Source organism: Pseudomonas sp. 3A(2025), assembly GCF_054589175.1.
The window spans coordinates 19241-43120 of record NZ_BAAILM010000113.1; the positions used below are offsets into that span (position 1 = coordinate 19241).

At 59.8% G+C, this 23880-nt stretch carries 24 protein-coding genes and 1 pseudogene; 13 read left to right on the plus strand and 12 right to left on the minus strand.

Translation table 11 applies throughout. The annotated features are described in order from the left end of the window. Nucleotides 1-269: 269 nt before the first annotated feature. Nucleotides 270-974 carry a Crp/Fnr family transcriptional regulator gene (locus ACYP2A_RS26680; RefSeq protein ID WP_459748931.1) on the plus strand — a complete coding sequence of 235 codons (705 nt, stop codon included), beginning with the start codon at nt 270-272 and terminating at the stop codon, nt 972-974. A gap of 1 nt (nt 975) precedes the next feature. On the opposite strand, the gene ACYP2A_RS26685 is transcribed toward ACYP2A_RS26680, so the two are convergent. From ACYP2A_RS26685 to ACYP2A_RS26695, 3 genes are all read right to left on the minus strand, one after another. Beyond that, a complete protein-coding gene (locus tag ACYP2A_RS26685; protein WP_459748932.1) occupies nt 976-1542 on the minus strand; it encodes an N-acetyltransferase family protein in 567 nt (188 codons plus the stop codon). Between the two features lie 120 nt (nt 1543-1662). Continuing rightward, complete coding sequence (locus ACYP2A_RS26690; RefSeq protein WP_459748933.1) at nt 1663-2724, minus strand: SDR family oxidoreductase; 1062 nt, start codon at nt 2722-2724, stop codon at nt 1663-1665. Nucleotides 2725-2866: 142 nt separating this feature from the next. After that, nucleotides 2867-4093, minus strand: a complete 1227-nt coding sequence (locus tag ACYP2A_RS26695; RefSeq protein WP_459748934.1) for an MFS transporter — start codon at nt 4091-4093, stop codon at nt 2867-2869. A 104-nt stretch (nt 4094-4197) separates the two neighbouring features. Between ACYP2A_RS26695 and ACYP2A_RS26700 the strand changes: the two genes are divergently transcribed. Beyond that, nucleotides 4198-5157 carry an AraC family transcriptional regulator gene (locus ACYP2A_RS26700; RefSeq protein WP_459748935.1) on the plus strand — a complete coding sequence of 320 codons (960 nt, stop codon included), beginning with the start codon at nt 4198-4200 and terminating at the stop codon, nt 5155-5157. A gap of 118 nt (nt 5158-5275) precedes the next feature. Here ACYP2A_RS26700 and ACYP2A_RS26705 read toward each other — a convergent pair. The 3 genes and pseudogenes from ACYP2A_RS26705 to ACYP2A_RS26715 form a co-directional block, all read right to left on the minus strand. Beyond that, nucleotides 5276-5392: pseudogene (locus ACYP2A_RS26705) on the minus strand (cupin); the annotation flags it as partial. A gap of 249 nt (nt 5393-5641) precedes the next feature. Then, nucleotides 5642-7789 (minus strand): bifunctional mannitol-1-phosphate dehydrogenase/phosphatase, encoded by a 2148-nt coding sequence (gene mtlD, locus ACYP2A_RS26710; RefSeq protein ID WP_459748936.1) that lies wholly within the window; start codon nt 7787-7789, stop codon nt 5642-5644. A 401-nt stretch (nt 7790-8190) separates the two neighbouring features. Then, complete coding sequence (locus tag ACYP2A_RS26715) at nt 8191-8487, minus strand: chorismate mutase (protein ID WP_459748937.1); 297 nt, start codon at nt 8485-8487, stop codon at nt 8191-8193. A 533-nt stretch (nt 8488-9020) separates the two neighbouring features. Between ACYP2A_RS26715 and ACYP2A_RS26720 the strand changes: the two genes are divergently transcribed. From ACYP2A_RS26720 to ACYP2A_RS26740, 5 genes are all read left to right on the plus strand, one after another. Beyond that, nucleotides 9021-9347: a low molecular weight protein tyrosine phosphatase family protein gene (locus tag ACYP2A_RS26720; protein ID WP_459748938.1), complete on the plus strand. Its 327-nt coding sequence runs from the start codon at nt 9021-9023 to the stop codon at nt 9345-9347. A 156-nt stretch (nt 9348-9503) separates the two neighbouring features. After that, complete coding sequence (locus tag ACYP2A_RS26725; protein WP_459748939.1) at nt 9504-10040, plus strand: sigma-70 family RNA polymerase sigma factor; 537 nt, start codon at nt 9504-9506, stop codon at nt 10038-10040. Beyond that, nucleotides 10037-10993, plus strand: coding sequence for a FecR domain-containing protein (locus ACYP2A_RS26730; protein WP_459748940.1), 957 nt, complete (start codon nt 10037-10039; stop codon nt 10991-10993). Before ACYP2A_RS26725 ends, ACYP2A_RS26730 begins: the two co-directional genes overlap by 4 nt. A 106-nt stretch (nt 10994-11099) precedes the next feature. Beyond that, entirely contained in the window at nt 11100-13529 is a 2430-nt protein-coding gene (locus ACYP2A_RS26735; RefSeq protein ID WP_459748941.1) for a TonB-dependent siderophore receptor, read from the plus strand. A gap of 157 nt (nt 13530-13686) precedes the next feature. After that, nucleotides 13687-14193, plus strand: a complete 507-nt coding sequence (locus ACYP2A_RS26740) for a DMT family transporter (protein ID WP_459748942.1) — start codon at nt 13687-13689, stop codon at nt 14191-14193. Here ACYP2A_RS26740 and ACYP2A_RS26745 read toward each other — a convergent pair. Beyond that, nucleotides 14186-15094, minus strand: coding sequence for a LysR family transcriptional regulator (locus ACYP2A_RS26745; RefSeq protein ID WP_459748943.1), 909 nt, complete (start codon nt 15092-15094; stop codon nt 14186-14188). The two genes, ACYP2A_RS26740 and ACYP2A_RS26745, sit on opposite strands and share 8 nt — an antisense overlap. Before the next feature lie 69 nt (nt 15095-15163). Continuing rightward, entirely contained in the window at nt 15164-16213 is a 1050-nt protein-coding gene (locus tag ACYP2A_RS26750; protein ID WP_459748944.1) for a hypothetical protein, read from the minus strand. 131 nt (nt 16214-16344) lie between these two features. Here ACYP2A_RS26750 and ACYP2A_RS26755 point away from each other — a divergent pair, with 131 nt between their 5' ends. After that, nucleotides 16345-16851 carry a hypothetical protein gene (locus ACYP2A_RS26755; protein WP_459748945.1) on the plus strand — a complete coding sequence of 169 codons (507 nt, stop codon included), beginning with the start codon at nt 16345-16347 and terminating at the stop codon, nt 16849-16851. 15 nt (nt 16852-16866) lie between these two features. On the opposite strand, the gene ACYP2A_RS26760 is transcribed toward ACYP2A_RS26755, so the two are convergent. After that, nucleotides 16867-17382, minus strand: a complete 516-nt coding sequence (locus ACYP2A_RS26760; RefSeq protein ID WP_459748946.1) for a nuclear transport factor 2 family protein — start codon at nt 17380-17382, stop codon at nt 16867-16869. Between the two features lie 42 nt (nt 17383-17424). Next, complete coding sequence (locus ACYP2A_RS26765; protein WP_459748947.1) at nt 17425-18495, minus strand: aldo/keto reductase; 1071 nt, start codon at nt 18493-18495, stop codon at nt 17425-17427. A gap of 120 nt (nt 18496-18615) precedes the next feature. Here ACYP2A_RS26765 and ACYP2A_RS26770 point away from each other — a divergent pair, with 120 nt between their 5' ends. The 3 genes from ACYP2A_RS26770 (at nt 18616) to ACYP2A_RS26780 (ending at nt 21344) form a co-directional block, all read left to right on the plus strand. Further along, on the plus strand, nt 18616-19515 hold the full coding sequence (locus tag ACYP2A_RS26770; RefSeq protein WP_459748948.1) for an AraC family transcriptional regulator: 900 nt from the start codon (nt 18616-18618) through the stop codon (nt 19513-19515). A 145-nt stretch (nt 19516-19660) separates the two neighbouring features. Then, nucleotides 19661-20887, plus strand: a complete 1227-nt coding sequence (locus ACYP2A_RS26775; protein WP_459748949.1) for an MFS transporter — start codon at nt 19661-19663, stop codon at nt 20885-20887. Between the two features lie 52 nt (nt 20888-20939). Continuing rightward, nucleotides 20940-21344, plus strand: coding sequence for a GFA family protein (locus ACYP2A_RS26780; RefSeq protein WP_459748950.1), 405 nt, complete (start codon nt 20940-20942; stop codon nt 21342-21344). A gap of 3 nt (nt 21345-21347) precedes the next feature. Here the strand turns inward: ACYP2A_RS26780 and ACYP2A_RS26785 are convergent, their stop codons facing one another. Next, nucleotides 21348-21692 (minus strand): hypothetical protein, encoded by a 345-nt coding sequence (locus tag ACYP2A_RS26785; protein WP_459748951.1) that lies wholly within the window; start codon nt 21690-21692, stop codon nt 21348-21350. Between the two features lie 137 nt (nt 21693-21829). On the opposite strand from ACYP2A_RS26785, the gene ACYP2A_RS26790 reads away from it, so the two are divergent. Further along, on the plus strand, nt 21830-22594 hold the full coding sequence (locus tag ACYP2A_RS26790) for a hypothetical protein (RefSeq protein ID WP_459748952.1): 765 nt from the start codon (nt 21830-21832) through the stop codon (nt 22592-22594). A gap of 32 nt (nt 22595-22626) precedes the next feature. Continuing rightward, nucleotides 22627-23349 (plus strand): hypothetical protein, encoded by a 723-nt coding sequence (locus ACYP2A_RS26795; RefSeq protein WP_459748953.1) that lies wholly within the window; start codon nt 22627-22629, stop codon nt 23347-23349. Between the two features lie 36 nt (nt 23350-23385). Here ACYP2A_RS26795 and ACYP2A_RS26800 read toward each other — a convergent pair whose 3' ends face one another. Beyond that, nucleotides 23386-23844, minus strand: coding sequence for a GNAT family N-acetyltransferase (locus ACYP2A_RS26800; protein ID WP_459748954.1), 459 nt, complete (start codon nt 23842-23844; stop codon nt 23386-23388). Nucleotides 23845-23880 lie beyond the last annotated feature (36 nt).

The following is a 23880-nucleotide window of genomic DNA, read 5'->3' on the forward strand; positions in this document are numbered from 1 at the left end:
GCCTGGCGGGTCTGGCCCGCATTGTCTGGGACGATCTCACCCTCGATGAACTGGTCAGGTCCAAGGGCGACCTGGACAAGCTGACCGCGCTGATCCAGAAGCGCTACGACATGACCCACGAAGAAGCGCAAAAGCAGATCCTGAGTTTCTTCGAGCGGCACCGCACCACGTGACCGACAAACCGACGGGCGACGCGTGCGAACAAGGCGAAGACTGTTTTCCCGTGCATATAGTGAGAAGGTCTATCGCTCAACCACCGAAGGGACTCCATGCTTGAAGACTGCACACCACAGCAGAATGACTTGCTGGCCGCCCTGCCCGGCGATGTCCGGCAAAGGCTTTTCTCACATCTGGAACACATCACCCTGCCCCTTGGACAAGTGCTTTATGAGTCCGGCGAAACCATGCGTCATGTGTATTTCCCGACCGACTCGATCATCTCGCTGCTCAATGTCATGGAAAGCGGTGCCTCGGCCGAGATCAGCGTGGTCGGCAACGAGGGGATGGTGGGTATTTCGCTGTTCATGGGCGGCGAAAGCACCCCCAGCCGCGCCGTGGTGCAAAGTGCCGGGCACGCTTATCGCTTGCAGGGTCAGCGCTTGAAGGATGAATTCAATCGCCACGGTGAACTGCTGGTGCTGATGCTGCGCTACACCCAGGCGCTGATCACGCAAATGGCGCAAATCGCCGTGTGTAACCGTCATCACTCGATCGATCAGCAACTGTGCCGCTGGCTGTTGCTGTCTCTGGATCGCCTGTCGGGCAATCAACTGACCATGACCCAGGAGTCGATCGCCAACATGCTCGGTGTCCGCCGTGAGGGCGTCACCGAGGCCGCCGGTAAATTACAGCGCCAGGGCGTGATCGAATACAGCCGCGGGCACATCACCGTGCTCAATCGCCCGCGACTCGAACAGTTGTCGTGTGAATGTTATGCGGTGGTGAAAAAGGAAACGGACCGTCTGCTGTCCTGATTCATTGCAGCACATACTCATGAAAGAGCTGCGGCCCGTGCTGCTCATCGGCGCGGCAGGTAAACCCCAGACTTTTCGCCAGGCCGTCCATGGCCAGATTACCCGCCGAGTCCATCGAAGAAATCTTGCGAAAACCCTGACGGATCGCCGTGTCCATCAGGTGCTGCATCAAGGCCGTGGCAACGCCCTGGCGCTGCCAGTCATCGGCCACCGCCACGGCAAACTCACAATGCACATCGCCTGGATAGGCACCGTAGCGGGCCTTGCCGATTTGTGTCAGGTGGCCGTCTTCATAGACCAGAGCGATAAAGGCCACGCGATTGGGCAGGCACACATCCATCAATTTATCGTGGGTTTGCTTCAAGTCGCTGAAGGTCGCCAGAAAACGAAAGTGTGGCGTGTTTTGCTCGATGCGCTCAAAGAAAAGCCGGTCGCGCGCGCGGTCAGCCTCTACCAGCGCGCGGATCAACAAGGGCGTGCCGTTTTTGAGCGATTCGATCCAGTACTCGCCCTGGATACTGTCGGTCTCGTCGCTGAAGCGTTTGATGATGGCGGCGTCATAGCTCATGTGCAGTGCTCCGGTGCGTTCAGGAACGGCTTCCTCCAGCATAGGCTTATGTACGCCACCCTTTGACCCTATATTGGCCTGCCAAACGCACTGGCAGACCGCTGGTCATTCGTCAGCCGATCAGGGAATCAAGCGTGCCTTGCGCAACCGCTCAAACACCTCGAAAAAGGCCTGATCGCTGGCCTGAAACGCGGTGAAGCCCATGGCGCGACTCTTCGACATGTCGGTGACCACTTCAATCGGGCGACCGAGATCGGCGTCGGTGTGCCATGGCGACACCAGTCGAGTGATGTCGGCCTCTTGCAAGCCATGCTCACGCACGATCTCGGTCCAGGCACGCTGGTCGTCGGCCATCTGGGTTTCCAGCGGCGACGGTTGCGCCGGGAAGTCGGCCGCTTGCACGCCAAAGTAATCGGCGATTTGCCCCCACATCCAGTTCCAGCGGAACACATCGCCGTTGGTGATGTTGAACGCCTGATTGGCCGCTGCTGGCGTAGTCGCGGCCCACAGCTGTTGTTTGGCCAACTGACGGGCATCGGTCATGTCGGTCAGGCTGTCCCACTGCACACGCGAGCCCGGGAACACAAACGGCCGGCCTGTCGCCTTGCAGATCGAGGCATACACGGCCAGGGTCGTCGCCATGTTCATGGCATTGCCCACGGCGACCCCCGTCACGGTGTGCGGACGGTGCACGCTCCAGGTGAAGCCGTCTTTCTCGGCCGCCGCAAAGACTTCGTCTTCCTGGGCGTAGTAGAAGTTTTCGACGTCCAGACGGCCTTGGGATTCGCGAAATGGCGTTTGCGGCAAGCTGCCTTTGCCATAGGCCTCGAACGGCCCCAGGTAGTGCTTGAGTCCGGTGACCAGCGCCACATGTTGCACGCTGTTGGCGGGTCGCACTGCATCGAGCACGTTGCGCACCATGGCGGCGTTGACACGAATATTTTCAGCTTCCGTGGCCTGCCGCGACCAGGTGGTAATGAACACATGGGTCGGTTTCAGATCGCCCAGTGCACTGGCCAGCGAGGCGGGATCCTGCAGATCGGCGGCCACCGGGATCACACCGGCCACTGAAGACGGGCTGCGAGAAAGCGCGGCGACCTGCCACTGGTTTTCGAGCAAAAGCTCAACGATTGCGCTGCCAACGATGCCGCTGGCACCGACGACCAAAGCGGTCTGGATCATGGGATTCTCCTGAGGTTGAAAATGCATCGCGTGGCAGAGCACCGGTCTGAACCGCCACTCTGCGCCATGCAGACTCAGAACAGGTTGAAGCGCCAGAGGTTCAACGGCAAGTGGGCGTATGCGCGCACCCTGCTCCGGTTTTTCAAAGATGAAGTGCCGGTACCGCCTCAGTACCTTGCCCAGGTGTCTGAACCTTGACCTTTACCGCGATCAGCAGCGCCGCCAACAGCATCATACTGGCAGCGGCGACAAACACACCGGTAACCCCAGTGAAGCCGAACATGACGCCGCCCGCCGCAGCGCCTGCAGCAATGGCCGACTGTACCGACGCTACCACCATGCCGCCTGCGCTTTCAGCCTGATCAGGTACCGAGCGCGCAACCCAGTTCGACCATGCCACGGGCACACCGCCAAAGGCGATGCCCCACAGCATCAACAGCCCCGCGTGGCCGGGGACAGTCGCAGGTAACAATGCAAGTCCCAGTGCGGCAACCCCCACCAGAACAGGCATCAACACCAGCGTTGCGCGAGGGCTGCGCTCAAGCAGCCAGCCGGCCAGTAATGTGCCGACGAAGTTCGCCACACCAAAGCCCAGCAGCATCAGCGACACTCCCTCGGAGCCGACACCGAGGGTGCTTTCCAGGAACGGCCGGATATAGGTGAACAGCGCAAAATGACCGGTGTGTACCAGCACACATCCCGACATGCCCACTGCGATTCCCGGACGCAACAGGACCTCAAGCACCGTTCTCAAGCGCGCCGTTCTTCGTGGCGCCAGCGATGGCAGGGTGAAAAACTGAAAAGCCAGCGTCACACCGCCGACAGCCGCTGCCGCCAGAAACGCACTGCGCCAGCCGTACAAACCGCCCAGGTAGCTGCCCAGTGGAACTGCCACGACTGTGCCCAGAGCAATGCCACTGAAAATGATCGACAACGCACGCGGCAGCAACGCCGCCGGCACCAGACGCATCGCCACCGCAGCGGCCATGCTCCAGAAGCCGCCCAGGGCGATGCCCAGCAGCACACGCATCAACAGCAGCACAGTGAGGCTCGAGGAAAACGCCACCAGCAGATTCGAGCCGATCATCAGTACGCTGAAGCACAACAGCACCACACGGCGGTCGATGGCCCGCGTCAGGCCAGGCACCAATAACCCGGCGAACAAGGCAACCACCGCCGTGACCGTCACCGCTTGCCCGGCCAAGCCTTGCGATACCCCCAACTCAACCGCCATCGGCGTCAACAGGCTGGCCGGAAGATACTCGGCGGTCAACAGCCCGAACACGCCCATCGCCAGCGAGAACACCGCCATCCAGGCCGGTGTTGCAGGGGCTGCATCCACTGTCTCGTCACTTGCACAATCACTCATCGTCAGACATCCCTTGGTCGTTATCGGGAAAAGAAGTCTATGGATGAAAAACCGGATGATCTATGATGCAAAACCCTGAATGATTGACCAAAACCCCGGAAAACATGCTTTCAGACTCAACCGACGCTGCTTCTGACCTCGTCACCGAACTGCTACGAGGCATGCGTCTGCACGGTGTCGAATACCGCCGCATCCAGGTCGGGCCAGCGTTTGGCCTGGGTTTCGCAGCACGGCCCGGGCACGCCTGGTTTCACTTCATCGCCGCCGGCGGCGCCACGCTACGTCTTGCCGACGACACCCGCTACGAACTGACAGCAGGCAACGCGGTGTTCATCGCTCACGGCGGCGCTCATCAACTGCTGTCGGGCGTGGAGAAGCCGGCGCAGGATATCGACCTCTTCGCTGCCACGCCGCTGGGGGATTCGGTGTGTGCCATGGACACACGCCTTGAGGCAGACAGCACCCAGGGTGCCCTGCTTTTCAGTGGCTGCATGGCGTTTGAGCTCGGGCGCCTGCAAGGGCTTGGCCGGCTGATGCCGGAGCTGCTGCTGATCGATGCGCAAGGCCAGCGCTACCCAGGGCTGATGCCGATACTGGCGGCCATGGAGCGCGAGGTCAGTTGCGCACGAATTGGCTTCGCCGGCATTTTGGCCCGCCTTGCAGACGTCGTGGCGGCGATGATTGTCCGCGGCTGGGTCGAATGTGCCTGCGGCAATGCTGGCGGCCTGGTTGCCGCATTACGCGACCCTCGCCTGTCCAGCGCTTTGCTGGCCTTGCACCAACAGCCAGGGCGCGACTGGACAGTGGCCGAGCTGGCGCAGTTGTGTAATGCCTCACGCTCGGTCTTTGCCGAGCGCTTCCAGGCGACCCTTGGCACTCCACCGTTACGCTATGCCACTGAACTGCGAATGCGCCTGGCCAGTCAATGGCTGACGCTGGAGAGGCTGCCTATCGAAACCGTGGCCCAGCGTCTTGGCTACAACTCTCAAGCCGCTTTCAGCCGCGCCTTCAAACGCGTCACTGGTTATCCGCCCGGTGCCAGTCGACAACGTGGTCGAGATTAAGGCGCCTGAACAAGACCAGTCACAGGCATATGGCATTGACAGGTAAAGCGCTCAATGGTCGTTCGCCCACGCATCAGGACGGCTTGAAGCCTGCCCGCCAATGCTCTACCACCCCGCCCTGCCCCGGTGGGTAGGCGCCGACCACCCTGAAATCGTCGCTTGCGCCAAGGTTGCAATGCCCTGTCCCCGCAGGCAGCAACAGTACACTCCCGACCTTGACCTCGACCACGTGGCCGGTCGCGCTCAGTGCGGCGGAGTAGATCAGCACGGGCAGCACCGGATTTGAATTTAAAAACACTGATGTAGGAGGCAGCTCTGCTGGCGATTGAGCGCGAAGCGCTCACAGAAATCTGCGAAACGCTGAATACTTACGACTGCTGGCGCAGCCGATCGCCAGCAAAGCTGCCTCCTACAGGTCCCATGTTTGCTGCGCGACAGCGCGGCGCCATGGCGGTGGGTAATCGTCTAAAGGATGCGGGCCGATCTACGCGCCAGCGGCAATGGAATGGCCAAGCGACTCGAACCCGGTTTGCTGCAACTGCCGAAAGCTGCCTGAAATGGCATCGATCAATTCCGAGTCATCGACCGGATCCATGCCTGGATAAGGCTTGCCGTTGTAGTCGCCGTTATGGGTCAGCACGGCCTCGACATTATCGTCGTTGTCCTTGTACAGCCGCTTCATCACCTGCGCTTCCAAGTCCTTACTGTCGTTGCAACGCAGCGCGTAGTGAATCGCCAAGGCGGCGCCGAAGGCCAACGCTGGCGTTTCAATACCATGCTTGCGCGCCAGGTCGATGCTGCTCAGGATGCGCTCATTGCGTTGCAGTTTGCGCAATGGATCGCGTCCGACACGGGCACATGGGTCCTTGAACGAGGTTTTGCAGCGTTCCAGAAATGTCTTGGCAAAACCGCTGACGGCCTCTGCCATCTCTGCGTTTTCAGCCATCAGGGCGGGCGCGACTTCTTCGCGAATCAAGCGTTCGGCCAGCGCACTGACACGCTCGTCGCCCATGCCCTGACCGACCCAGGTATAACCCAGCAGGCTGGCGTACCAGGCGATGATGGCATGCGGGCCATTCCACAGGCGGTTCTTGATGACCTGGATCTGACCGATGTCAGTGACCGTTTTAACCTGGCGCAGACGCTCCAGCAGATCGCTGCCGCGCTCTACATACAGTTGCATGTCGGGCTCACTGTTGAACAGGATCAAATGCATCTGGCTCAATGCACTGCTCGATTGCGCGAAAGGTCTGAACCGGCCGATCAGCCGTTCGTATTCAGGAACCGGCGCCGATGGCTTTCTAGCGACGACAGGTTCTCCCTCCTCCAGGCTGTTCTGGAACATCTGCGACTTGATACGCAATTGTCGAACCAGTGCGTCATTGCTGATCTTGGACACGATGCGGCTGACCACCGTTTCGGCAAAATGAGTCTTTTGCAGGATCTGCTCGCTGATCGGCGGCGCGCACAGCAACTCCAGCTCGGCTTGCACATGCAGGCGCACGAACGCGGCACCGCCAATCTTGTTCAGCACGATCAGAATGGTCAGCTCGCGACCACGGCGCTCGAAGCGGCGCAGCAAGCCCTTGGCAATCACTTTGGCCTGGTTGCGGATGGCCTGCTCGGGCAGGCTGAGCCCGATGATTTCGGCGCTGTTGTACATGTCGATCACCGCGTCGTCATCGTCCATGTCGATCATGCGCACATTTTCAATGGTCTGGTCGAACGAGGTCGCGCCGTAGCGCACGCTGTAACGGCCGAACGCAGAGACGGTTTCGCGCAGCATGCGCGACCGGGTCGCGGCGATGATTTCAAACGGCCGGGTGTAGCCATCCCAATGCGAGAACACTTGCGTCAGGTAACCACCGCCGATGGCACCGAAGCCATGGATACCGACGCGAAACTGGTTCAGCGACGAAGGAAACGGCTCCGTCAGCTCGGGCATGCCCAGATCGGGAACGCACTCACTCAGGTCGGCCAGAAATTCGTTCATGCTGCTGTAGGCTTTGAGCGCACCGGCCTTGACCTCGGGTGCCGGCGACTTGATGTCTTCGATCAGAATGGCTTGTCCTTCAGCGCGCATGGCCGAGAGCATGCCGTTCTCGGAGTCTTCGACCATGAAGCATTGGTCGGGCTCGCAATTGAGCGCGCTGGCGGCCTTCAGGAATATTTCCGGATGGGGTTTGCCCTGGCTGACTTCATCGCCACAGACGGTGATGTCGAAATATTTGAGCACATTGGCGTTGATCAAATACTCCTCGGCAATGGCACGGCGGCTGGACGTCGCGACGGCCATCGTCAGGCCCGACTTGCGTAACCGCTCCAGCACTTCGAGCAGGCCGGCCTTGATTGGCACGCCGTACTGACGCACATACTCCAGCTCAAGCTCATCGGCGCGCTTGCGAATCTGCGCATACGGAAAGTCTTCACCGTTATGAGCCTTGGCGAGGGCTTCGGCCTTCTTCGCGCTCAGGCCCAGCGAGCCGATCAATGTTTGCTCGCTTAGCGCCTTGCCGAAAATCTCCATCGAGGCTTGTTTCAATGTCTTGAAGCGCAAGCGCTCGGTATCGAACATGGTGCCGTCCATGTCGAAAATGGCGCTGAAAATTCGTTTACCTTGAAAAAAAATCATAACGTGATGCCCCTGTTTGTTGCCTCGTGAAACAGCCCGCTGTCAAAACGCGGACACGCGAATACTGCGAAAAAACTGCAGATGGCTGTCAGGTAGGGGGCATACGACCTATGGGCGCGCGCTTGGGCACAACGACGAGGTAAGGCGGGACAGAGCGGGGGGTGCAAAGCAGGGTTACAAGCTTCGAGGCACTCAAGGCGCCTTGTTTGACGTTGACTTCACGCTCACTGGCTGCCTTGAGGTTGGCAGACAATGAGCGAAAAAAGCGATGGATACGTGTGATTCCGGGCATAAGGTGCTTTTTTTCCTGTACGGTGACTGATGTTCCTTTTTACCCTTGCACGTATGCGCTGTCACATGCAAGTCGTAAGGCCATCACAGGAGGCAAAAGCAGGCGCGTTTCAAGCCTGTTTCGATGTGTTATCGCGGATGGTCTGATGATTGATCACGACTTCATCGATGACGGTTCTGAAGACTTTTTGAATGAGTTCGGCACTCACTCCGTAGCGTTCAGCCAGCACGCTATACCGTTGCGCTTGCGCAGCCTCGCGAGACGGGTCGACTGCTTCCAGACTGTGCGCGGCCTTGAGATGGCCCACTTTGCTCGTCGCGATGAATCTCAGCGAAAGATTCCTGATGATCTCTTCATCCAGATGATCAATTTCAGCTCTCAATAGCCCTAATTCATCGTCGCTCATGCAGATTGCCTCGAAGTTGATGGAGTTGCGGCGGAGTGTATCCTGTCCGGGTCAGGCTTTGCCTTACGTCTGAAAGCGACCTGGATCTGTAGCTTAAGCACATTAATGCCAACTCGCTAAACAGTGCATGCACTGGCGTGCCCGCCAGGTCCTCAACGGCCCACCGCAGAATGAGCAGTACGCAACCTTTTGCGTGCAACTGAGCGTCATTCGATGATGGAAATACTCACTGACGATGCCAGGATCAACCTTCTCCCGTCGTGCGATCTCATTGATCACTGCCTGAGGGTCTACATCCAGGAAAATCTTGGGTGCCGCAAACGTTTCAATCAAAGGGCAATACGCTGTTATCCGCTCACCACAACGATCACAAAGACGATGTCCATAGTCGCGTTCCATAAAATCACTTCTCTGGATAGAGCAGGAACTGTACCTTTTGTGCGTGCCACGAGAGACGCATCAACAGATGCCGATGGACATGGCATGAGCGTATTTCATGCCCTCTTCACCCTGCACCAACGGTTATATAACACATGACTAACCTCCTGTTTATCTGCAGCCGTAACCAATGGCGCAGCCCCACTGCAGAAACCATCTGGCGTCGCCGTCCGGGCTTCAATGCCCGCTCGGCAGGCACCAGCCCGAACGCACGCAAACCTGTCGGAGTTGTGGATATTCGCTGGGCTGATGTCATTTTTGTCATGGAGCGCAAGCACCTGAATCGCCTGCAGGCCGACTACGCCCGCCTGCTTGAACACAAGCCGATTCATTGCCTGGAGATTCCCGATGATTTTCGTTACATGGACCCTGAATTGGTGGACATGCTTGAAGACACGGTAGCGTTCTATCTGGCTGACTAATTTTCCGGCCTGCATCAGATCTTCTTGTACCTGTCCGTGAAGGCTACTCCGCTGTTTCAGCAAGCAAACCAAAATACTTCCCCCTGCCACCTTGCAGAAAAATCCCGCCGCCTCACATAATGATAATGAATCCTAATTACATCACCTCCCGACATCATGCCCAGCCCTTCCCCCTTCAAACAGCAGGTCGGCACGTTTTACCGCGACCATCACCGCTGGCTATTCAGCTGGTTGCGGCCGCGTGTCGAATGCCGGGATCTGGCGGCCGACCTGGTGCAGGACGTGTTTATCCGGGTGCTGACCGCCAAGGACGGTGAAGCACAACTGGAGGCGGTGCGTGAGCCCAAGGGCTATCTGGCGACTATCGCACGGCGCTTGATGATCGATCATTTTCGCCGTGCCCGGCTGGAACGCGCCTGGTTGCAGGCCTTGGCCGAGCAGCCTGAGGCGGCGACCATCAGCGAAGAAACCCGGGCGATTCTGCTCGAAAGCCTGTGCGAACTGGACGCCATGCTCGCGGGGCTGGGTGCCAATGTGCGACGGGCGTTTCTGTTGTCGCAGCTGGACGGCATGACCTACACCGCGATTGCCGCCGAACTGGAAGTGTCGGTGGTGACGATCAACCGCTACATCGCCAAAGCCACGCAGCATTGCGTGCTGTTCAGCCTGGGCGTGGTCACCTCTTCAACATGACGACGCTCGACAGCCGGCAAATGGTGGCCATCAAACAGGCCGCGCACTGGTTTACCCGGCTGCAAAGCGAGGCGGCCAGCAGTGCCGACCAAAAGGCATGGCAGCACTGGCTGGAGGCGTCCGGGGAGAATCGCTGGGCGTGGGAACAGGTTCAGGGATTGCAGCAACGCCTGCATGGCATGCCGGCAGGGCTGACCGGGCGGGCCTTGAGCCTGGCCGATCAGCCGGACAAAAATCGGCGCACCCTGCTCAAAGGCCTGATGCTGGCGGCCGGCACAGGCCTGGTCAGCTATGGCGGCTACCGCCAGGTGCAGACCTCGGGCTGGCTGGCCGACTACCGCACGGCGACGGGTGAGCAGCGCACGATCGTGCTGCCGGATGGCTCACAGTTGCAGCTCAATACCGCCAGTGCCGTAGACCTGGCCTACAGCGTCAGCGAACGGCGGCTGATCGTCCGCGAGGGCGAAGTATTGATTACTACAGCGACCAACAGCGCTGGCCGACCATTTTTCGTGCAAACCCCGCAAGGCACGGTGCAGGCACTGGGCACGCGCTTTTCGGTCCGCCGCGACGGTACGCGTGACCATGTCGCGGTCTTCGAACATCAGGTGCGTATCACGCCGTTCGCGGGGCAACCGTCCTTGCTGGCAGCGGGTAATCAGTGCAGCTTCGACAGCCGTCAGACAGCCGCAACGACGCCTGTGAGCGCCGGCCAGGACGCCTGGGTCAAAGGTGTGCTGGTGGCCAACGATCAGCGGCTGGACGCCTTCATTGCCGAACTGGGCCGCTACCGCGCCGGCTGGCTGCGCTGTGATCCAGCCGTGGCCGGGCTGCGCATCAGTGGAGCGTTTGCCTTGAACGACACGGATCAGGCCTTGCAGGCGCTGACCACCAGTTTGCCGGTGCGGGTCGAACAGAAAACCCGCTACTGGGTCACCGTTGTGGCGCGCTGAAAAATATTTTCGCGCAGGTGATAGGTTTTCTCATTCTCGTTCGACTCATGGGTGCCAAGGGACAACTGCTCCACCCTGCCCATCACGACAACGAGATCAACCCGACATGAAACGCCCTCCACAGCCCAGCCGCCTGACGCTCAGTCTTCGCCGCGCCCTGCTCTGCTCGACCTTGCTGACAACAGGTGCCGCCCTGCAGGTAAACGCCGCCGAGACCGCCGTGCGCGAATACCACATCGGTGCTGGCGATCTGGGTGCGGCCCTGACCCGCTTTGCCGCTGAAACAGGCGTGGTGTTGTCGTTCGACCCGGCGCTCACCCGTGGTCAGCGCACCACCGGACTGGATGGCCGCTTTGCGGCGAACGAAGGCCTGGAGCGGCTGCTGTCGGGCTCGGGCCTGCAAGCTATTCGCGAGAGCGACGGGCGTTACTCCCTGCGCGCTGGCAGCCAGGAGGCTTCGGTGCTGGAGCTGGGACAGACGCAAATCGTCTCCAACGAACTGGGGACCATCACCGAAGGCTCAGGCTCCTACACCCCCGGCACGATTGCCACGGCGACGCGCCTGGTGCTGTCGCCGCGTGAAACGCCGCAGTCGATCACCGTCGTTACCCGCCAGCACATGAACGATTTTGGCCTGAACAATGTTGACGACGTCATGCGCCACACGCCGGGCATCACTGTGTCGGCGTTCGATACCGAGCGCAGCAACTATTACGCGCGCGGTTTCTCGATCAACAACTTCCAGTACGACGGCATTCCCTCCACCGCACGCAACGTGGCTTATTCGGCGGGCAACACGCTGAGCGACATGGCCATTTATGACCGTGTCGAAGTGCTCAAGGGCGCGACCGGCCTGCTGACCGGCGCAGGCTCTCTGGGCGCCACCATCAACCTGGTGCGTAAAAAACCCACCGCCGAGTTTCAGGGCCATGCCAGCCTGGGCGCCGGCTCCTGGGACAACTACCGCAGCGAACTAGACGTCAGCGGCCCGCTGACCGACACCGGCACTGTGCGCGGCCGCGCCGTGGCGGCGTACCAGGACAAGCATTCGTTCATGGATCGTTATTCGCGCAAGACGCCGGTGTACTACGGCATCATGGAGTTCGACCTGTCGCCGGACACCATGCTGACCGTTGGTGGCGACTATCAGGACAGCCTGCCCAAAGCCTCGACCTGGTCGGGCAGCTTTCCGCTGATCGATGCCAATGGCAATCGCAACAACGTTTCACGCTCGTTCAACAACGGCGCGGACTGGAGTAGCTGGGAGCAATACACCCGCACCGTGTTCGCCATGCTGGAACATAACTTCGACAATGGCTGGGTGGCCAAGCTGCAAGTGGACCACAAGATCAACGGTTACCACGCGTTGATGGGTTCGATTCAGGGCAACACGCCCAACACCGACGGCACTTCGTCGATCACGCCCGGCAAGTACACCGGCGAAACCACCAGCGACTCGGCCGACCTGTATGTCAGCGGCCCCTTCAGTCTGTTGGGCCGCGAGCATGAACTGGTCGTGGGCGGCTCCATCGCCAATTCGACCTGGAAAGGCAAAGGCTTCTGGAACTACACCCCATACGGTCCCAACGTCGTCGACTTCAATAACTGGCACGGTAACTTCCGCGAACCGGACTGGGGCGAACAAGCACAAACCATCGACGACACCGTGCGCCAGACCGGCGCTTACATCACCACTCGCTTGAACCTGGCCGACGACCTGAAAGTGCTGCTTGGCGGACGCGTGGTCAATTACCAGCTCACCGGGCTGACGCCGTCGTACAAGGAAACCGGGCGCTTCGTGCCGTATGTGGGTGCGATTTATGACCTGAACGACACGTACTCGGTGTACGCCAGCTACACCGACATCTTCATGCCGCAGGAAAACTGGAACCGCGACCGCGACAACAAGATTCTCGAGCCGGACGAAGGCCAGAACTACGAACTGGGTATCAAGGCCGAGTTCTTCGACAAGCGCCTGAACGCCAGCGCGGCCGTATTCGAAATTCGCGAAGACAACCGCTCGGTCTCCGACGACGACTACAACAACCGCCAGCCGACACCGTCCAACTACGCCTTCAAGGGCACTAAGGCTGTGACCAAAGGCTATGAAGTCGAAGTGTCCGGCGAAGTGTCCCCAGGCTGGCAAGTGCAGGCCGGCTACACGCACAAGATCGTACGCGACGATAACGACGTGAAGATCTCGACCTTCGAGCCTGAAGACCAGGTCACCCTCTACACCTCGTACAAACTGCGCGGCAGCCTGGACAAACTCACGATTGGCGGCGGCGCCCGCTGGCAGAGCGTGGGCTGGCAGGACATCTACAATTCGCCAAAAGGCGGCTATGAAGAGTTCTCGCAAAAGGCCTACTGGCTGGTGGATGCCATGGCCCGTTATCAGTTCAGCGAACACCTGTCGGCCACGTTGAATGCCAACAATGTCTTCGACAAGTCGTATTACACCAACATCGGTTTCTATAACTCGGCGGCGTATGGAGAGCCACGCAACTTCATGCTGACCACGCGTTGGGATTTCTAAGAGCACAGTATTTCCAGGGGCCTGCAGGCTCCTGGAAGCAGCCCAACTACCATCCACACCACGAATAGCGCAAGTGCACTTTTTCGATTTCCATAATCCTCATCAATCCATCACCCTGCACGCCGGATAAGCCACCACCTGCCTACAGGGATAGAACATGTTCAGCAAAACCGTACTTCTTGCAGTGCTGCCAACGGCCATGGCGTTCATGGCCGGGGCGGTCATTCCGGTTCAGGCGGCCAGCAATTCCGCCGTCGGGCGTGCGCTGGGGCATCCGTTATGGGCCGCGCTGACCTCGTTGTCGCTGAGCACGGTGGTGGTGATCATCGCTCTGCTGGTGCTGCGTATTTCCGCACCGGACATCAACAAGGCCCTGCAAGGCTCCTGGTGGTTCTGGACGGGCGGCATTCTGGGCGCGTTCTATGTCGGCTCGGCAGCGGCGCTGATCCCGCAACTGGGCGCGGCAGGCTTTCTGGTGCTGGTGGTGGCAGGCCAGATTCTGGTGTCGATCGTGCTCGACCATTTCGGTTTGATGGGGCTGGCGGAAAGACCCATCAGCCTGCCCCGAGTGGCGGGCATCGTGCTGATCCTCGGTGGCGTGCTGCTGGTGCAATACACGCCCGGCACAACCAAACCTGAAAGCCCCGCAGCCGACGTCAGGTAATCGGCTGGCTACATGCAAAGATCGCTTCACGCAGCCAGCGATGGCCGGGATCACTGTCTTTACGGACATGCCAGGCCTGCTGGTAGGCAAACGGTGCCAGCGCCAGTGGCGGCTCGAATTCGCGCAGGACCTTGTGCGATTTGAGCGAGCCGATGGCGCGCCTGGCCATGGTCAGGATCAAATCGGTGCCGGGCAGTATCTCGACAGCAGCGCTCCAGTGCGGCATGACCAACACCACATCGCGTTGCAAACCCTTGGCGATCAGCGCCCGCTCGACCTCGTCCTGCGCATCGGGGCGCATGGTCAGCATCACATGCGGGCGCGCCAGCCAGTCGTCCAGGGCCAGCCCGCCGCGCGCCGGCAACACGCTTTTATCGGCGATGCTGACGAAGTGCTCCTCAAACAGGTCCTGCACCAGCACTTCACCGGACGAGGGCGCAAAGATTCCCAGCGCCAGATCCAGCTCACCGTCCAGCAACTGCGCCAGCATCACGTCACGGCTGGCCTGACTGATCGACAGATGAATGCCCGGCGCTACCCGGCGCAGATGGCGGATCAACGGCGGCAAGACAAGCCGCGACGCATAATCGGACAACGACAATCGAAACCGCCGTTGAGCCTGCGCCGGATCGAAATCCGCTGCGGCCAGCAAGCCATTGAGGCTGCCCAACGCCTCAACCAGCGGCTTGACCAGCCCTTGTGCCCGAACACTCAACACCATGTGACCGTCACGGCGAATCAATAATGGATCATTGAAGTGTGCGCGCAACTGCGCCAGCGCATGGCTCACCGCCGGCTGGCTGCGATGCAGGCGCAAGGCGGCACGGGTCACATGCCGTTCGATCAGCAAAGCGTGCAGAGCCAGTAGCAGGTTGAGGTCGATTTTGCGCAGTTCATCCATGGGGCGAATAGTCTCGGTTCAGTGCTGGCGTTTCATTCGGACGAAGGATAACGCCAGACCGGCGCCGGGTCAGTTCTTCCAGCAATCGACCAGACGCTCGCACACACCATAGCGCCGATCGAGATCGGCCATACGCGTCAGATGCTGGCTGTAGCTTTGCTTGAGCACATCCTCGGTCAGCATGCGGTAGTACTGCGTCCTTGAGCTGTTGACCTCAAGAATCCGGCTTTCATCGGCGCTGTCGCTGTCGGGCAGCAGCCGCTTGAGTTCAGCGCTGTCGAGCTGACGCAGCCGGGTGCGGTAGTCGTCCTTGTACAGCTGCAAGGTCCGCGCCTTGCTCGCCACCATGTCCTGCGTGAACGTCTCCAGATTCTGCCGGTACTCGGTCCAGTAAACCGTCGGCAGGTTGAAACTGATTTTCTGCTGACGCTCTTTGAGGCTCTTGTCGATGGCCTGCAAGCGCTCGGCTTCGCTGCCAGCCGCCAGCTCGGTTTTCATCTGCGTCGTGATGCTGTCGTCGATGATCCGCTCGATCATCGCCGTGCGCTCCGGGGTATCAGGCAGCGTCTTGGGGGCAGCGGGAAACACCGGATTGCTGCCTGCGCAGGCCGGCAAACCGTTGTTCAACAGTGGCACCGGCGAGCGCGTCACCTGGCCGTTCAACTCATGCAGGCGCATCAACGACGACACGCACTGGCGGCCCTTGAAGCTGAAGGTCAGCTCGTATTCGGAATTCGCCTGCGGGACGAAGTTGAACGCGTTGGTGCACACGCTGCCGGTGCTGAGCGTATTGGGGCGCAGCAACACTTCGTTGCCCGGCTTCAGGCGAATCTCCAGGTACGGCTCGTCTGTGCTGGACGGCGCAATGCGCATGTCGGCGCGGCGCGCGGTGTCGGCGGAAAACAGATTGTTCATTAACCCGGTGGTCTGCCCGCCGCAATGTGCAACATCGAAAACATCCAGCGTGACATTGTCCATGCTGCTGATAAAACGCAGCTTGGCAGCATCAGCCTCGGTGGCATCGGGGTAGGTGCCGTTGAAACTACAACCGCCGAGCAAAACCGCGCCGCCCAGCAGCGTGGCGAATAAATGCAAAAAACGAGAGTCGAAGGTGACCATGTGTCGTCCTTGTCGGAAAATGTCCAGGCTAACTGGACCTGCCGAGTGCGATCTGGTTCCAATCGACGAGGTAAGGGATGCGCAAAATTCTGGCGATAAGCCTTATAGGGATGTTGGGGGGCTGCGCCACGATGCCCGATGAAATCAAGCTCGACTCCACTGTTTATTCGGCGCAAAACGCAGGTCTTGTCGTCGGTGCAATGGCCGACAGTGGACCGTACGGCTCCTGGATCGAGTTTCTCAATCTCGACACCGGCAAACGCTTTGGCTGGGGCGTGCAGGATTATTATTCGGCCTGGTTGCCGCCGGGATCCTACGAAGTGCACAGCATGGGTTCACGCCGTGGCGTGATGGGCCCCTACTCCAGACCACTGCGCTTCAGCGTGAAACCGGGCGCCATTAACTACCTCGGGGAAATGACCTACGGCTGCTCGGCGCGAGCGCAGCCCGAAGCGTTGTACGGCGTAAAAAGCTGTGGCTTTCTGGCGCTGTTTACCTGCAGCGTGCCTTCGCCTACGGTCGGCCTGTGTGTCGAAGACCGGCAGGAACAGGGCGTACGTAACTTCCTGAAAAAGAACCCCGAATACGCCACCCTGCCCGTGCGCTCTTCAGTCATGGTGCAGCAAGCGCAAGACTGATTTTTCAGGCTCGGATCACTCGGCCAGCGGTGCCGGAATGCGCCGCAACACATCGTCATAAGGCACCAGATCCAGAAAGGCCGTGACCTCCACGGCCTTGCCTTCACGCATGTGCAAGATCCACGCGTAGCTGTTGTCATAGGCCTGCCCGTCACGTGCAACGCCGGCGCCGTCCCACTGGATCAGCACATGGTCGCCATCGGCCCACAGTTGCTTGCTGACCGGCCGCACCGGGCTGGACAATCGCGACACAAACGGGCGCACGGCCTGTTCGACAAACAGCTCACGGCCTTTGAACACACCGGCACTGGGGCCTGAGCCCTTGATCGTCCAGATCACATCCGGCGCCAGCACATCATTGAAAAATGTATTCCCACCTGCGGCCCAGCGATCAAATGCCTCACTGACCGTCTGCTTGTTACGCGATGCCGTATCGGACGCTGAAGCGGCTTGAACCACGCCCGACAACAGCACGATGCCGATGACTGCCGCGACGACCGAGCGGATGTTTTGCACGATTGAAACGTACATGCCAAAGACTCCTTTTGGGGTATCAAACGAACGGCCGCATGCTTACGCCCGGTGTTGCAGACGAGTACCGCCGAAGATCAGTTGCTGCACCAGAGGACGCTCGACAAAGCGCGCCGGAAAGATCGGCTCTGGCGCACTGGCCCGATCAAGGCGGGCGATATGTTCCTCGCTCAATTGCAGGCTCAGCGCGCCCAGATTGTCCTGCACCTGGGCCAGGGTTCTGGCGCCCATCACCGGCGCAACCACAGCCGGATTCCACAGCGTCCAGGCCAGGGCTACTTGCGAAGGCGTCACGCCGATCTCTTGCGCGACTTCGCCGACCACACTGGCAATCTGCAAGGCGCGCTCGTTCATATGCCCGGACGAACTGATCACGCCCTTGCGCGTGGGCGACACATTCGCTTCGCTGGCCTGGCTCAGGTCGTCGCGGCTGTACTTGCCGCTCAAAATCCCGCCACCCAGCGGCGACCATGGCAACACCCCAAGGCCCAGCGCCTGCGCCATCGGGATCAACTCATGCTCGACGCTGCGCTCGACCAGGCTGTACTCGATCTGCAGGGCCACCAGCGGCGACCAGCCACGCAAATCGGCGAGCGTTTGCAATTGCGCCACCTTCCACGCCGGGGTGTTGCAAATGCCGAGGTAAAGCACCTTGCCGCTGCGCACCAGATCGTCCAGCGCACGCATCACCTCGTCGTCCGACGTGGTGAAATCCCAGGCATGCAGGTACAGCAATTCGATGCGATCCGTGTCGAGCTGGCGCAGGCTGGTCTCCACCGAGCGCATCAGGTTCATGCGGTGATTGCCGCCTGAGTTGGGGTCGCCCGGATCACGCGCCATCGTGTACTTGGTCGAGACGACAAGGCGATCCCGCTTGCCCTTGAGCAACTGGCCGAGAATGCGCTCTGCGGCGCCATTGGTGTAATTGACTGCGGTATCGATGAAATTGCCGCCGTGGTCGACGTACAGATCGAAGATCTGCTGCGCCCCCGCCTCATCCGCCCCCCAGCCCCAGTCAGAGCCAAAGGTCATGGTGCCCAGCGCCAGCGGTGAAACGCGCATGCCTGATCGTCCGAGCAAGCGGTAGTGGTCGAGTAACGGGAGAGTGGCCATACTGAACTCCTTGCAAAAGTGAAAGACGACTTCTATGGCGTTCAGTCTGCCGCCAGGCGAGCAGCCACCTGTAGCAAGATCGTCCTGTGTTCTTGCACGATCATCCGGAAGCAGACACCCATGGTCTCTCTGAAAACGCTGGTCGACCTCATCAGCCGCCACACCCCCGGCGACGGTATCCACCCAACCCCGATCCCCGGCGTCAGCCTGGCACGCTCGGCCAGCCCGACAGCGCCCATGCCCGTCGTGTATGAGCCCACCCTGTGCCTGATCGCCCAAGGCCGCAAACAGGTCATGGCCGGCACCACCACCTATATTTACGACGCCGCCAACTACCTGGTCGCCTCGGTCGACATGCCGGTGATGGGCTCGGTCATCGAGGCCAGCGAAGCCGCGCCCTACCTGTGCCTGATCCTCGACCTGGACATGGCCGCTCTCAGCGACCTTGCCTTGCGCTACCCCGCCGCAGACGAAAAGAATGCCCTGCCCGCCGCCGGTATCGAGCTCAACCCGACCACCGCTGAACTGCTCGACGCCGCCGCACGGCTCGCCAGCCTGCTCGATACCCCAGACGATATCGATGCCCTTGCGCCGCTGGTGACGGGTGAAATTCTTTATCGCCTCCTGACCCGCAGCGGCAACGGCATGGTCCGGCAAATGGCCAGGGCCGACAGCCGCCTGAGCCAGATCGCCAAGGCGATTGCGTGGTTGCGCAGCCACTATCGGGAAACCTGCCGCATCGATGATATTGCCGATATCGCCGGCATGAGCCGCTCAACCTTTCATGCGCATTTCAAAGCGGTTACCGCCATGAGCCCGCTGGAATTTCGCAGCCAGCTGCGGTTGCAGGAGGCCCGCCGATTAATGGTCGCCCAAGCGCTGGATGCGGCCGCTGCGGGGTATCGCGTAGGGTATGAAAGCCCCTCGCAGTTCAGCCGCGATTATGTGCGCATGTTCGGGCTGCCACCGGGCAAGGATGCGGGGCGGTTGCGCGAGCCAGTGAGTGTATTTCGCGATTAAACCAGGACGTTTCATCGATCACACTGATGATTACTATCGAACGGCTCGCCTGTCGGGTTGCCGAAACCGACTCCTATAATTGCCGCCCAATCCCCCCCGCTCCTCCGTCTGTTTCAGGCGACATTCCCCCCAGGAATCCAGCACCATGCCAAGCGCCAGCCAGGCCTCTCACCGTCCCCCCGAACCTAATAAACAGAGCGTCGCACAGCAGTGGCTGGCGATTCTTTCGGTCGCCGTGGGTGCCTTCGCCCTGGTGACCAGTGAGTTTCTTCCGGTAGGCGTGCTCAACGATGTCGCCAGCGACCTCGGTATCAGCGCCGGCCACGCCGGCCTGATGGTCACTTTACCCGGCATCATGGCCGCCCTCGCCGCGCCCTTGCTGTCTGTGGGCATTGGCGCCATGGACCGCCGGTATCTGCTGATCGGCCTGACACTGATCATGATCATCGCCAACGCCGTCGTGGCCTACGCCAGTGACTTCAACCTGCTGCTGTTCGGCCGCGTTTTGCTGGGCATCAGCATCGGCGGTTTCTGGGCGACGGCCATTGCCCTCAGCGGCCGCCTGGCGCCCAAGGGCGTCGGTGTCGCCCAGGCGACCTCGATCATCATGGTAGGCGTGACGCTGGCCACCGTGCTGGGCGTGCCCGTAGGCACCTGGCTGAGTGGCCTGATGGGCTGGCGCATGACCTTTCTGGTCACCGCGCTGGTGGGCATTCCGGTGCTGTTGGCGCAGGTCTTTCTGTTACCGCAACTCAAGCCGGACAAGGCCATTCGCATCAGTGACCTGCCGGCGTTGTTTATCAACCCACAAGCCCGGGTTGGATTGATTGCGGTCTTGCTGATTGGCCTGGCGCACTTTGCCGCCTACACCTATGTCGCGCCCTTCTTCAAACAAAGTGCCGGCTTCGATGGACCCACGATTGGCTCGCTGTTGCTGCTCTATGGCATCGCCGGCGTCATGGGTAATATTTTCGCCGGCTTCGCCGCCAACCGTAGCGTGCGCCACACCTTGTTGCTGGTCGCCCTGATGATCGGCACCAGCACCGCACTGTTTCCCTGGTTCGCCACCGGCATGACAGGCGCTGCGATGCTGATCGCACTGTGGGGCTTCGCCTTCGGCGCCTTCCCGGCCTGCGCCAGTATCTGGATGTTTGTCGTGGCGCCCAAGGATGTCGAACGCGGCATGCCCCTGTTCGTCGCCTTGTTTCAGGTGATCATTGCGTTGGGCTCGTTCTTCGGTGGGCAGATCGTCGACCAGTTGGGCAGCTCGGCACTGTTGAGTCTGGCCACGGCATTGGTGGGCTGTGGTTTTGTCACGGTGCTGGTGCTGGGGCGTAATGTCAGTAATGGTTTGGCGGCGCAGCCCTGCTGATCAATTGCTCCCTCTGGTACGCTGACGTTTTTTCTCCAGCATGGAAGAACCTATGTCAGCGGTGTACCAGGGAAGCTGCTTATGCGCAGCCGTCACTTATGAGTTGCTAACTCCCCCCAAAGCGGTGAGCCATTGCCATTGCAGCCAGTGCCGCAAAGGCCATGGGGCCGCATTCGCTTCGTATGGCAGCGTTCCACGCAGTGCGCTGCGAATACTGGGTGGCGCCAGCAGCATCAAAAGCTATGCGTCATCAGAGACCGTGTCGCGCGAGTTCTGCATGCACTGCGGCTCGACCCTGTTCTGGTCACGCACTCAAGGTGAGTTTGCCGACTGGATTTCGATCGCGCTGGGCACGCTGGATACGCCCTTCGTGCCTGAAAAGCAGAAACATGTTCATGCCGACTCGGCAGTGCCCTGGTACACGGTCTCCAGCGCAGGTACTTGTATCGAGCGTTGATGGCTAATCGTTGAGGCCCCGCATAATGTCCCGAACCAATGGCTTCGTGTATTTTTCGCCAGGTTCAGTCTGCGGCGGGTCGTCACCGCGGCGCCATTCACCCTGATCGAACGCTTGGTAAAGGGCAAACGCAGGCTGAGGCATATCATGAGTCATGCCCACCTCAACCACGGCATTTATGATCCCGTTCATGACGTCATCGCAAAATTCATAGGTCAACGATCCATCCAGATAATCTTGCGCAACCAGGACGGACAACTCATTCAACACCTGTTGCGGCGCAACATCGTATGTCTCGCAAAAAGCGGCGAGATCATGCAGCGTTAAACCATCTGCCTGGGCTTTCACCGAAAGCTCCAAGAGTTCGTTTTTCGGTAGCACCCTTATCATGAGCCTCACTTTTTCAAATTCGAATGCTGCTCAATCGACAGCCTGTCAGGCAAAAAGCATTAAGCTCCTTATGTCTTGAAACGTGAACCTCCCACATGACCGCTTTTTATCTCAAGCTCCTCATTACTCCTGCCCTCATGCTAGCCATCTCGCTGGCGGCCAAACGCTGGGGCACTCACATAGGCGGGCTGCTCTCCGGATTGCCCATCACTTCAGCGCTGGTCATGCTGTTTCTGAGCCTTGAGCAAGGCGCAGAATTTGCGTCGATGGCCGTACCCGGTGCATTGGCCGGACTGGCGGCGATTCAGGCGACTTACCTGTTTTACTTTCTGATAACCCGCAAAGTTTCAGCCGTTATTGGCTGCCCGGCGGCCCTGGCGTTTTACGCGGCAGTTGCCTTCACATTGAGCCGTCTGGATGAATTGGCAATGTCGATCGCTGCCACGCTGCTGTTGGTCGTCTCGATCATAAGCCTCACCGCGAAACAGGCAGCGCCGAGCGAAGCGCCTTATGTTCCGGTGCCACGCTGGATCATTCCGATGCGCATGCTGACCGCCACGCTGCTGCTGTTGGCGATTACAGCCAGTGCAACATGGCTGGGGCCGGTGGTCAGTGGATTGCTGGCGCCGATTCCGGTGATCGCCTGGCCGCTTGCCGTGTTCGCCCATGTTCAGGGCGGGCGCTTTGAGCTGGCGGCCATCATACGCGGCAACGCCATTGGCGCTGTTGGCGTGGTGGGTTTCTACCTGACGCTTAACTATTCAATTCTGCAGTGGGGTGCGCTCGCCTCTATTACCACAGCCGTGATACTGGCTGTCGTCGTCACTGCGCTGTTGGCAAGATTGCTGGCAACGCGGTAACCGCAAACCCCTTTATGAGGATCTGCCAGCGTATGAAGTCGTTCCTTGAAGACATTCGGGATTTCCTGATCAACGCTGTTGTTGTGGATGATGCTTTTTTGCCCATGCACTATGCCGACCCGGAACGCCTCGATGATTACCAGGCAGGCTTTCGCACGCACGGTCTTACCGGCGAAAACCTGGTGTCCGAAGCTGACGGCGAGTGGCAGCCGGACTGGTATGTCATCGCACTGACGGGGCTGGATGATCCGGTTTTTGTTGCCACAGGTGAGGCCCAAAGCGGCTATCCCGTTTATACCGCACTCCATGGCGCCGGACGCTGGGATGCGATAAAGATAGCGCCGAGCCTCGCAGCCTTTGCCCGTCTGCTAGAAGCGTTGGCAGAGGTGCAGGAGGATACCGCCGAGTTTGAACGTTTGATCATCGCCTGGACCGATCCTGCGAATACCTACTGGCGCGAGGTTCTCGATGCACTTCGCGATAGCGAGGACTCAGAGGAGCCGCCGTCTGACAGTGGCGATTTCGATCCCGCCGACTTTGAACAAGGTGACCTGATCGTCAACGACCTGGGCCCGCATAAACTCAAGGTGGTGCAGATCATCAGCAAATCGCGCGGCGTGTCGTTGAAGGACGCACTGACGCTCGCCGAAACGCCGCCATTGAAAGCTGCAAGCGGCGTAAGGCTGCGACTGCAACGTTTGCACAAACAACTTGAAGCGGCAGGCGCGACGGTCGAATTCAGGCCTGAGTCATAATTTCATGCGTAACACCTCAGTCTTCGATGACGTGGGTTATAAATTGCGTGACATCAGGTATTGGGGCTTTTCCCATGCCGCAAAGCGCTCCAGCACCTGCCACCCAAGCCGCCTGTAGTAGTCACTCTGGTCGTGGGTGTGCAGATACAAAACCTTGAACCCAGACTGTTTTGCCTGATTACAAATGCCTTCGATCAACTGCGCCGCGAGCCCTCTGCGTCGCGCGTGGGGAGCAATGAGCACACACGCAAGCCATGGCCCCAGATCAGGGCGGTCAGGCAGGTCGTTACTGGCGAGCGTAGCGCCGCCCAGCAATTGACCATGTTCCATTGCAATCAGGCAGCTCCAGTTGCCATCGCACTGCCCCTCAGCAAACTCCTGCTGCCAACTTGAAAGAGATTGCTGCGCATATTCATGGCTGAACGCTTGATACAGCCACTCCGCCATTACGTCGCATTGGTCCATGTGTTTGACCAGCCAATCCACTTGCAGCATCTACAACACTCCTTGTCTACCTTGTGTATCAGTCCG

Coding starts and splice junctions, on each gene's coding strand:
- ACYP2A_RS26735 (WP_459748941.1), top strand. CDS start 11,100: ATGAAACGCCCTCCACAGCCCAGCCGCCTGACGCTCAGTCTTCGCCGC.
- ACYP2A_RS26755 (WP_459748945.1), top strand. CDS start 16,345: ATGCCCGATGAAATCAAGCTCGACTCCACTGTTTATTCGGCGCAAAAC.
- ACYP2A_RS26720 (WP_459748938.1), top strand. CDS start 9,021: ATGACTAACCTCCTGTTTATCTGCAGCCGTAACCAATGGCGCAGCCCC.
- ACYP2A_RS26760 (WP_459748946.1), bottom strand. CDS start 17,382: ATGTACGTTTCAATCGTGCAAAACATCCGCTCGGTCGTCGCGGCAGTC.
- ACYP2A_RS26730 (WP_459748940.1), top strand. CDS start 10,037: ATGACGACGCTCGACAGCCGGCAAATGGTGGCCATCAAACAGGCCGCG.
- ACYP2A_RS26695 (WP_459748934.1), bottom strand. CDS start 4,093: ATGAGTGATTGTGCAAGTGACGAGACAGTGGATGCAGCCCCTGCAACA.
- ACYP2A_RS26745 (WP_459748943.1), bottom strand. CDS start 15,094: ATGGATGAACTGCGCAAAATCGACCTCAACCTGCTACTGGCTCTGCAC.
- ACYP2A_RS26790 (WP_459748952.1), top strand. CDS start 21,830: ATGACCGCTTTTTATCTCAAGCTCCTCATTACTCCTGCCCTCATGCTA.
- ACYP2A_RS26765 (WP_459748947.1), bottom strand. CDS start 18,495: ATGGCCACTCTCCCGTTACTCGACCACTACCGCTTGCTCGGACGATCA.
- ACYP2A_RS26685 (WP_459748932.1), bottom strand. CDS start 1,542: ATGAGCTATGACGCCGCCATCATCAAACGCTTCAGCGACGAGACCGAC.
- ACYP2A_RS26800 (WP_459748954.1), bottom strand. CDS start 23,844: ATGCTGCAAGTGGATTGGCTGGTCAAACACATGGACCAATGCGACGTA.
- ACYP2A_RS26740 (WP_459748942.1), top strand. CDS start 13,687: ATGTTCAGCAAAACCGTACTTCTTGCAGTGCTGCCAACGGCCATGGCG.
- ACYP2A_RS26750 (WP_459748944.1), bottom strand. CDS start 16,213: ATGGTCACCTTCGACTCTCGTTTTTTGCATTTATTCGCCACGCTGCTG.
- ACYP2A_RS26795 (WP_459748953.1), top strand. CDS start 22,627: ATGAAGTCGTTCCTTGAAGACATTCGGGATTTCCTGATCAACGCTGTT.
- mtlD (WP_459748936.1), bottom strand. CDS start 7,789: ATGATTTTTTTTCAAGGTAAACGAATTTTCAGCGCCATTTTCGACATG.
- ACYP2A_RS26715 (WP_459748937.1), bottom strand. CDS start 8,487: ATGAGCGACGATGAATTAGGGCTATTGAGAGCTGAAATTGATCATCTG.
- ACYP2A_RS26775 (WP_459748949.1), top strand. CDS start 19,661: ATGCCAAGCGCCAGCCAGGCCTCTCACCGTCCCCCCGAACCTAATAAA.
- ACYP2A_RS26680 (WP_459748931.1), top strand. CDS start 270: ATGCTTGAAGACTGCACACCACAGCAGAATGACTTGCTGGCCGCCCTG.
- ACYP2A_RS26690 (WP_459748933.1), bottom strand. CDS start 2,724: ATGATCCAGACCGCTTTGGTCGTCGGTGCCAGCGGCATCGTTGGCAGC.
- ACYP2A_RS26700 (WP_459748935.1), top strand. CDS start 4,198: ATGCTTTCAGACTCAACCGACGCTGCTTCTGACCTCGTCACCGAACTG.
- ACYP2A_RS26780 (WP_459748950.1), top strand. CDS start 20,940: ATGTCAGCGGTGTACCAGGGAAGCTGCTTATGCGCAGCCGTCACTTAT.
- ACYP2A_RS26725 (WP_459748939.1), top strand. CDS start 9,504: ATGCCCAGCCCTTCCCCCTTCAAACAGCAGGTCGGCACGTTTTACCGC.
- ACYP2A_RS26770 (WP_459748948.1), top strand. CDS start 18,616: ATGGTCTCTCTGAAAACGCTGGTCGACCTCATCAGCCGCCACACCCCC.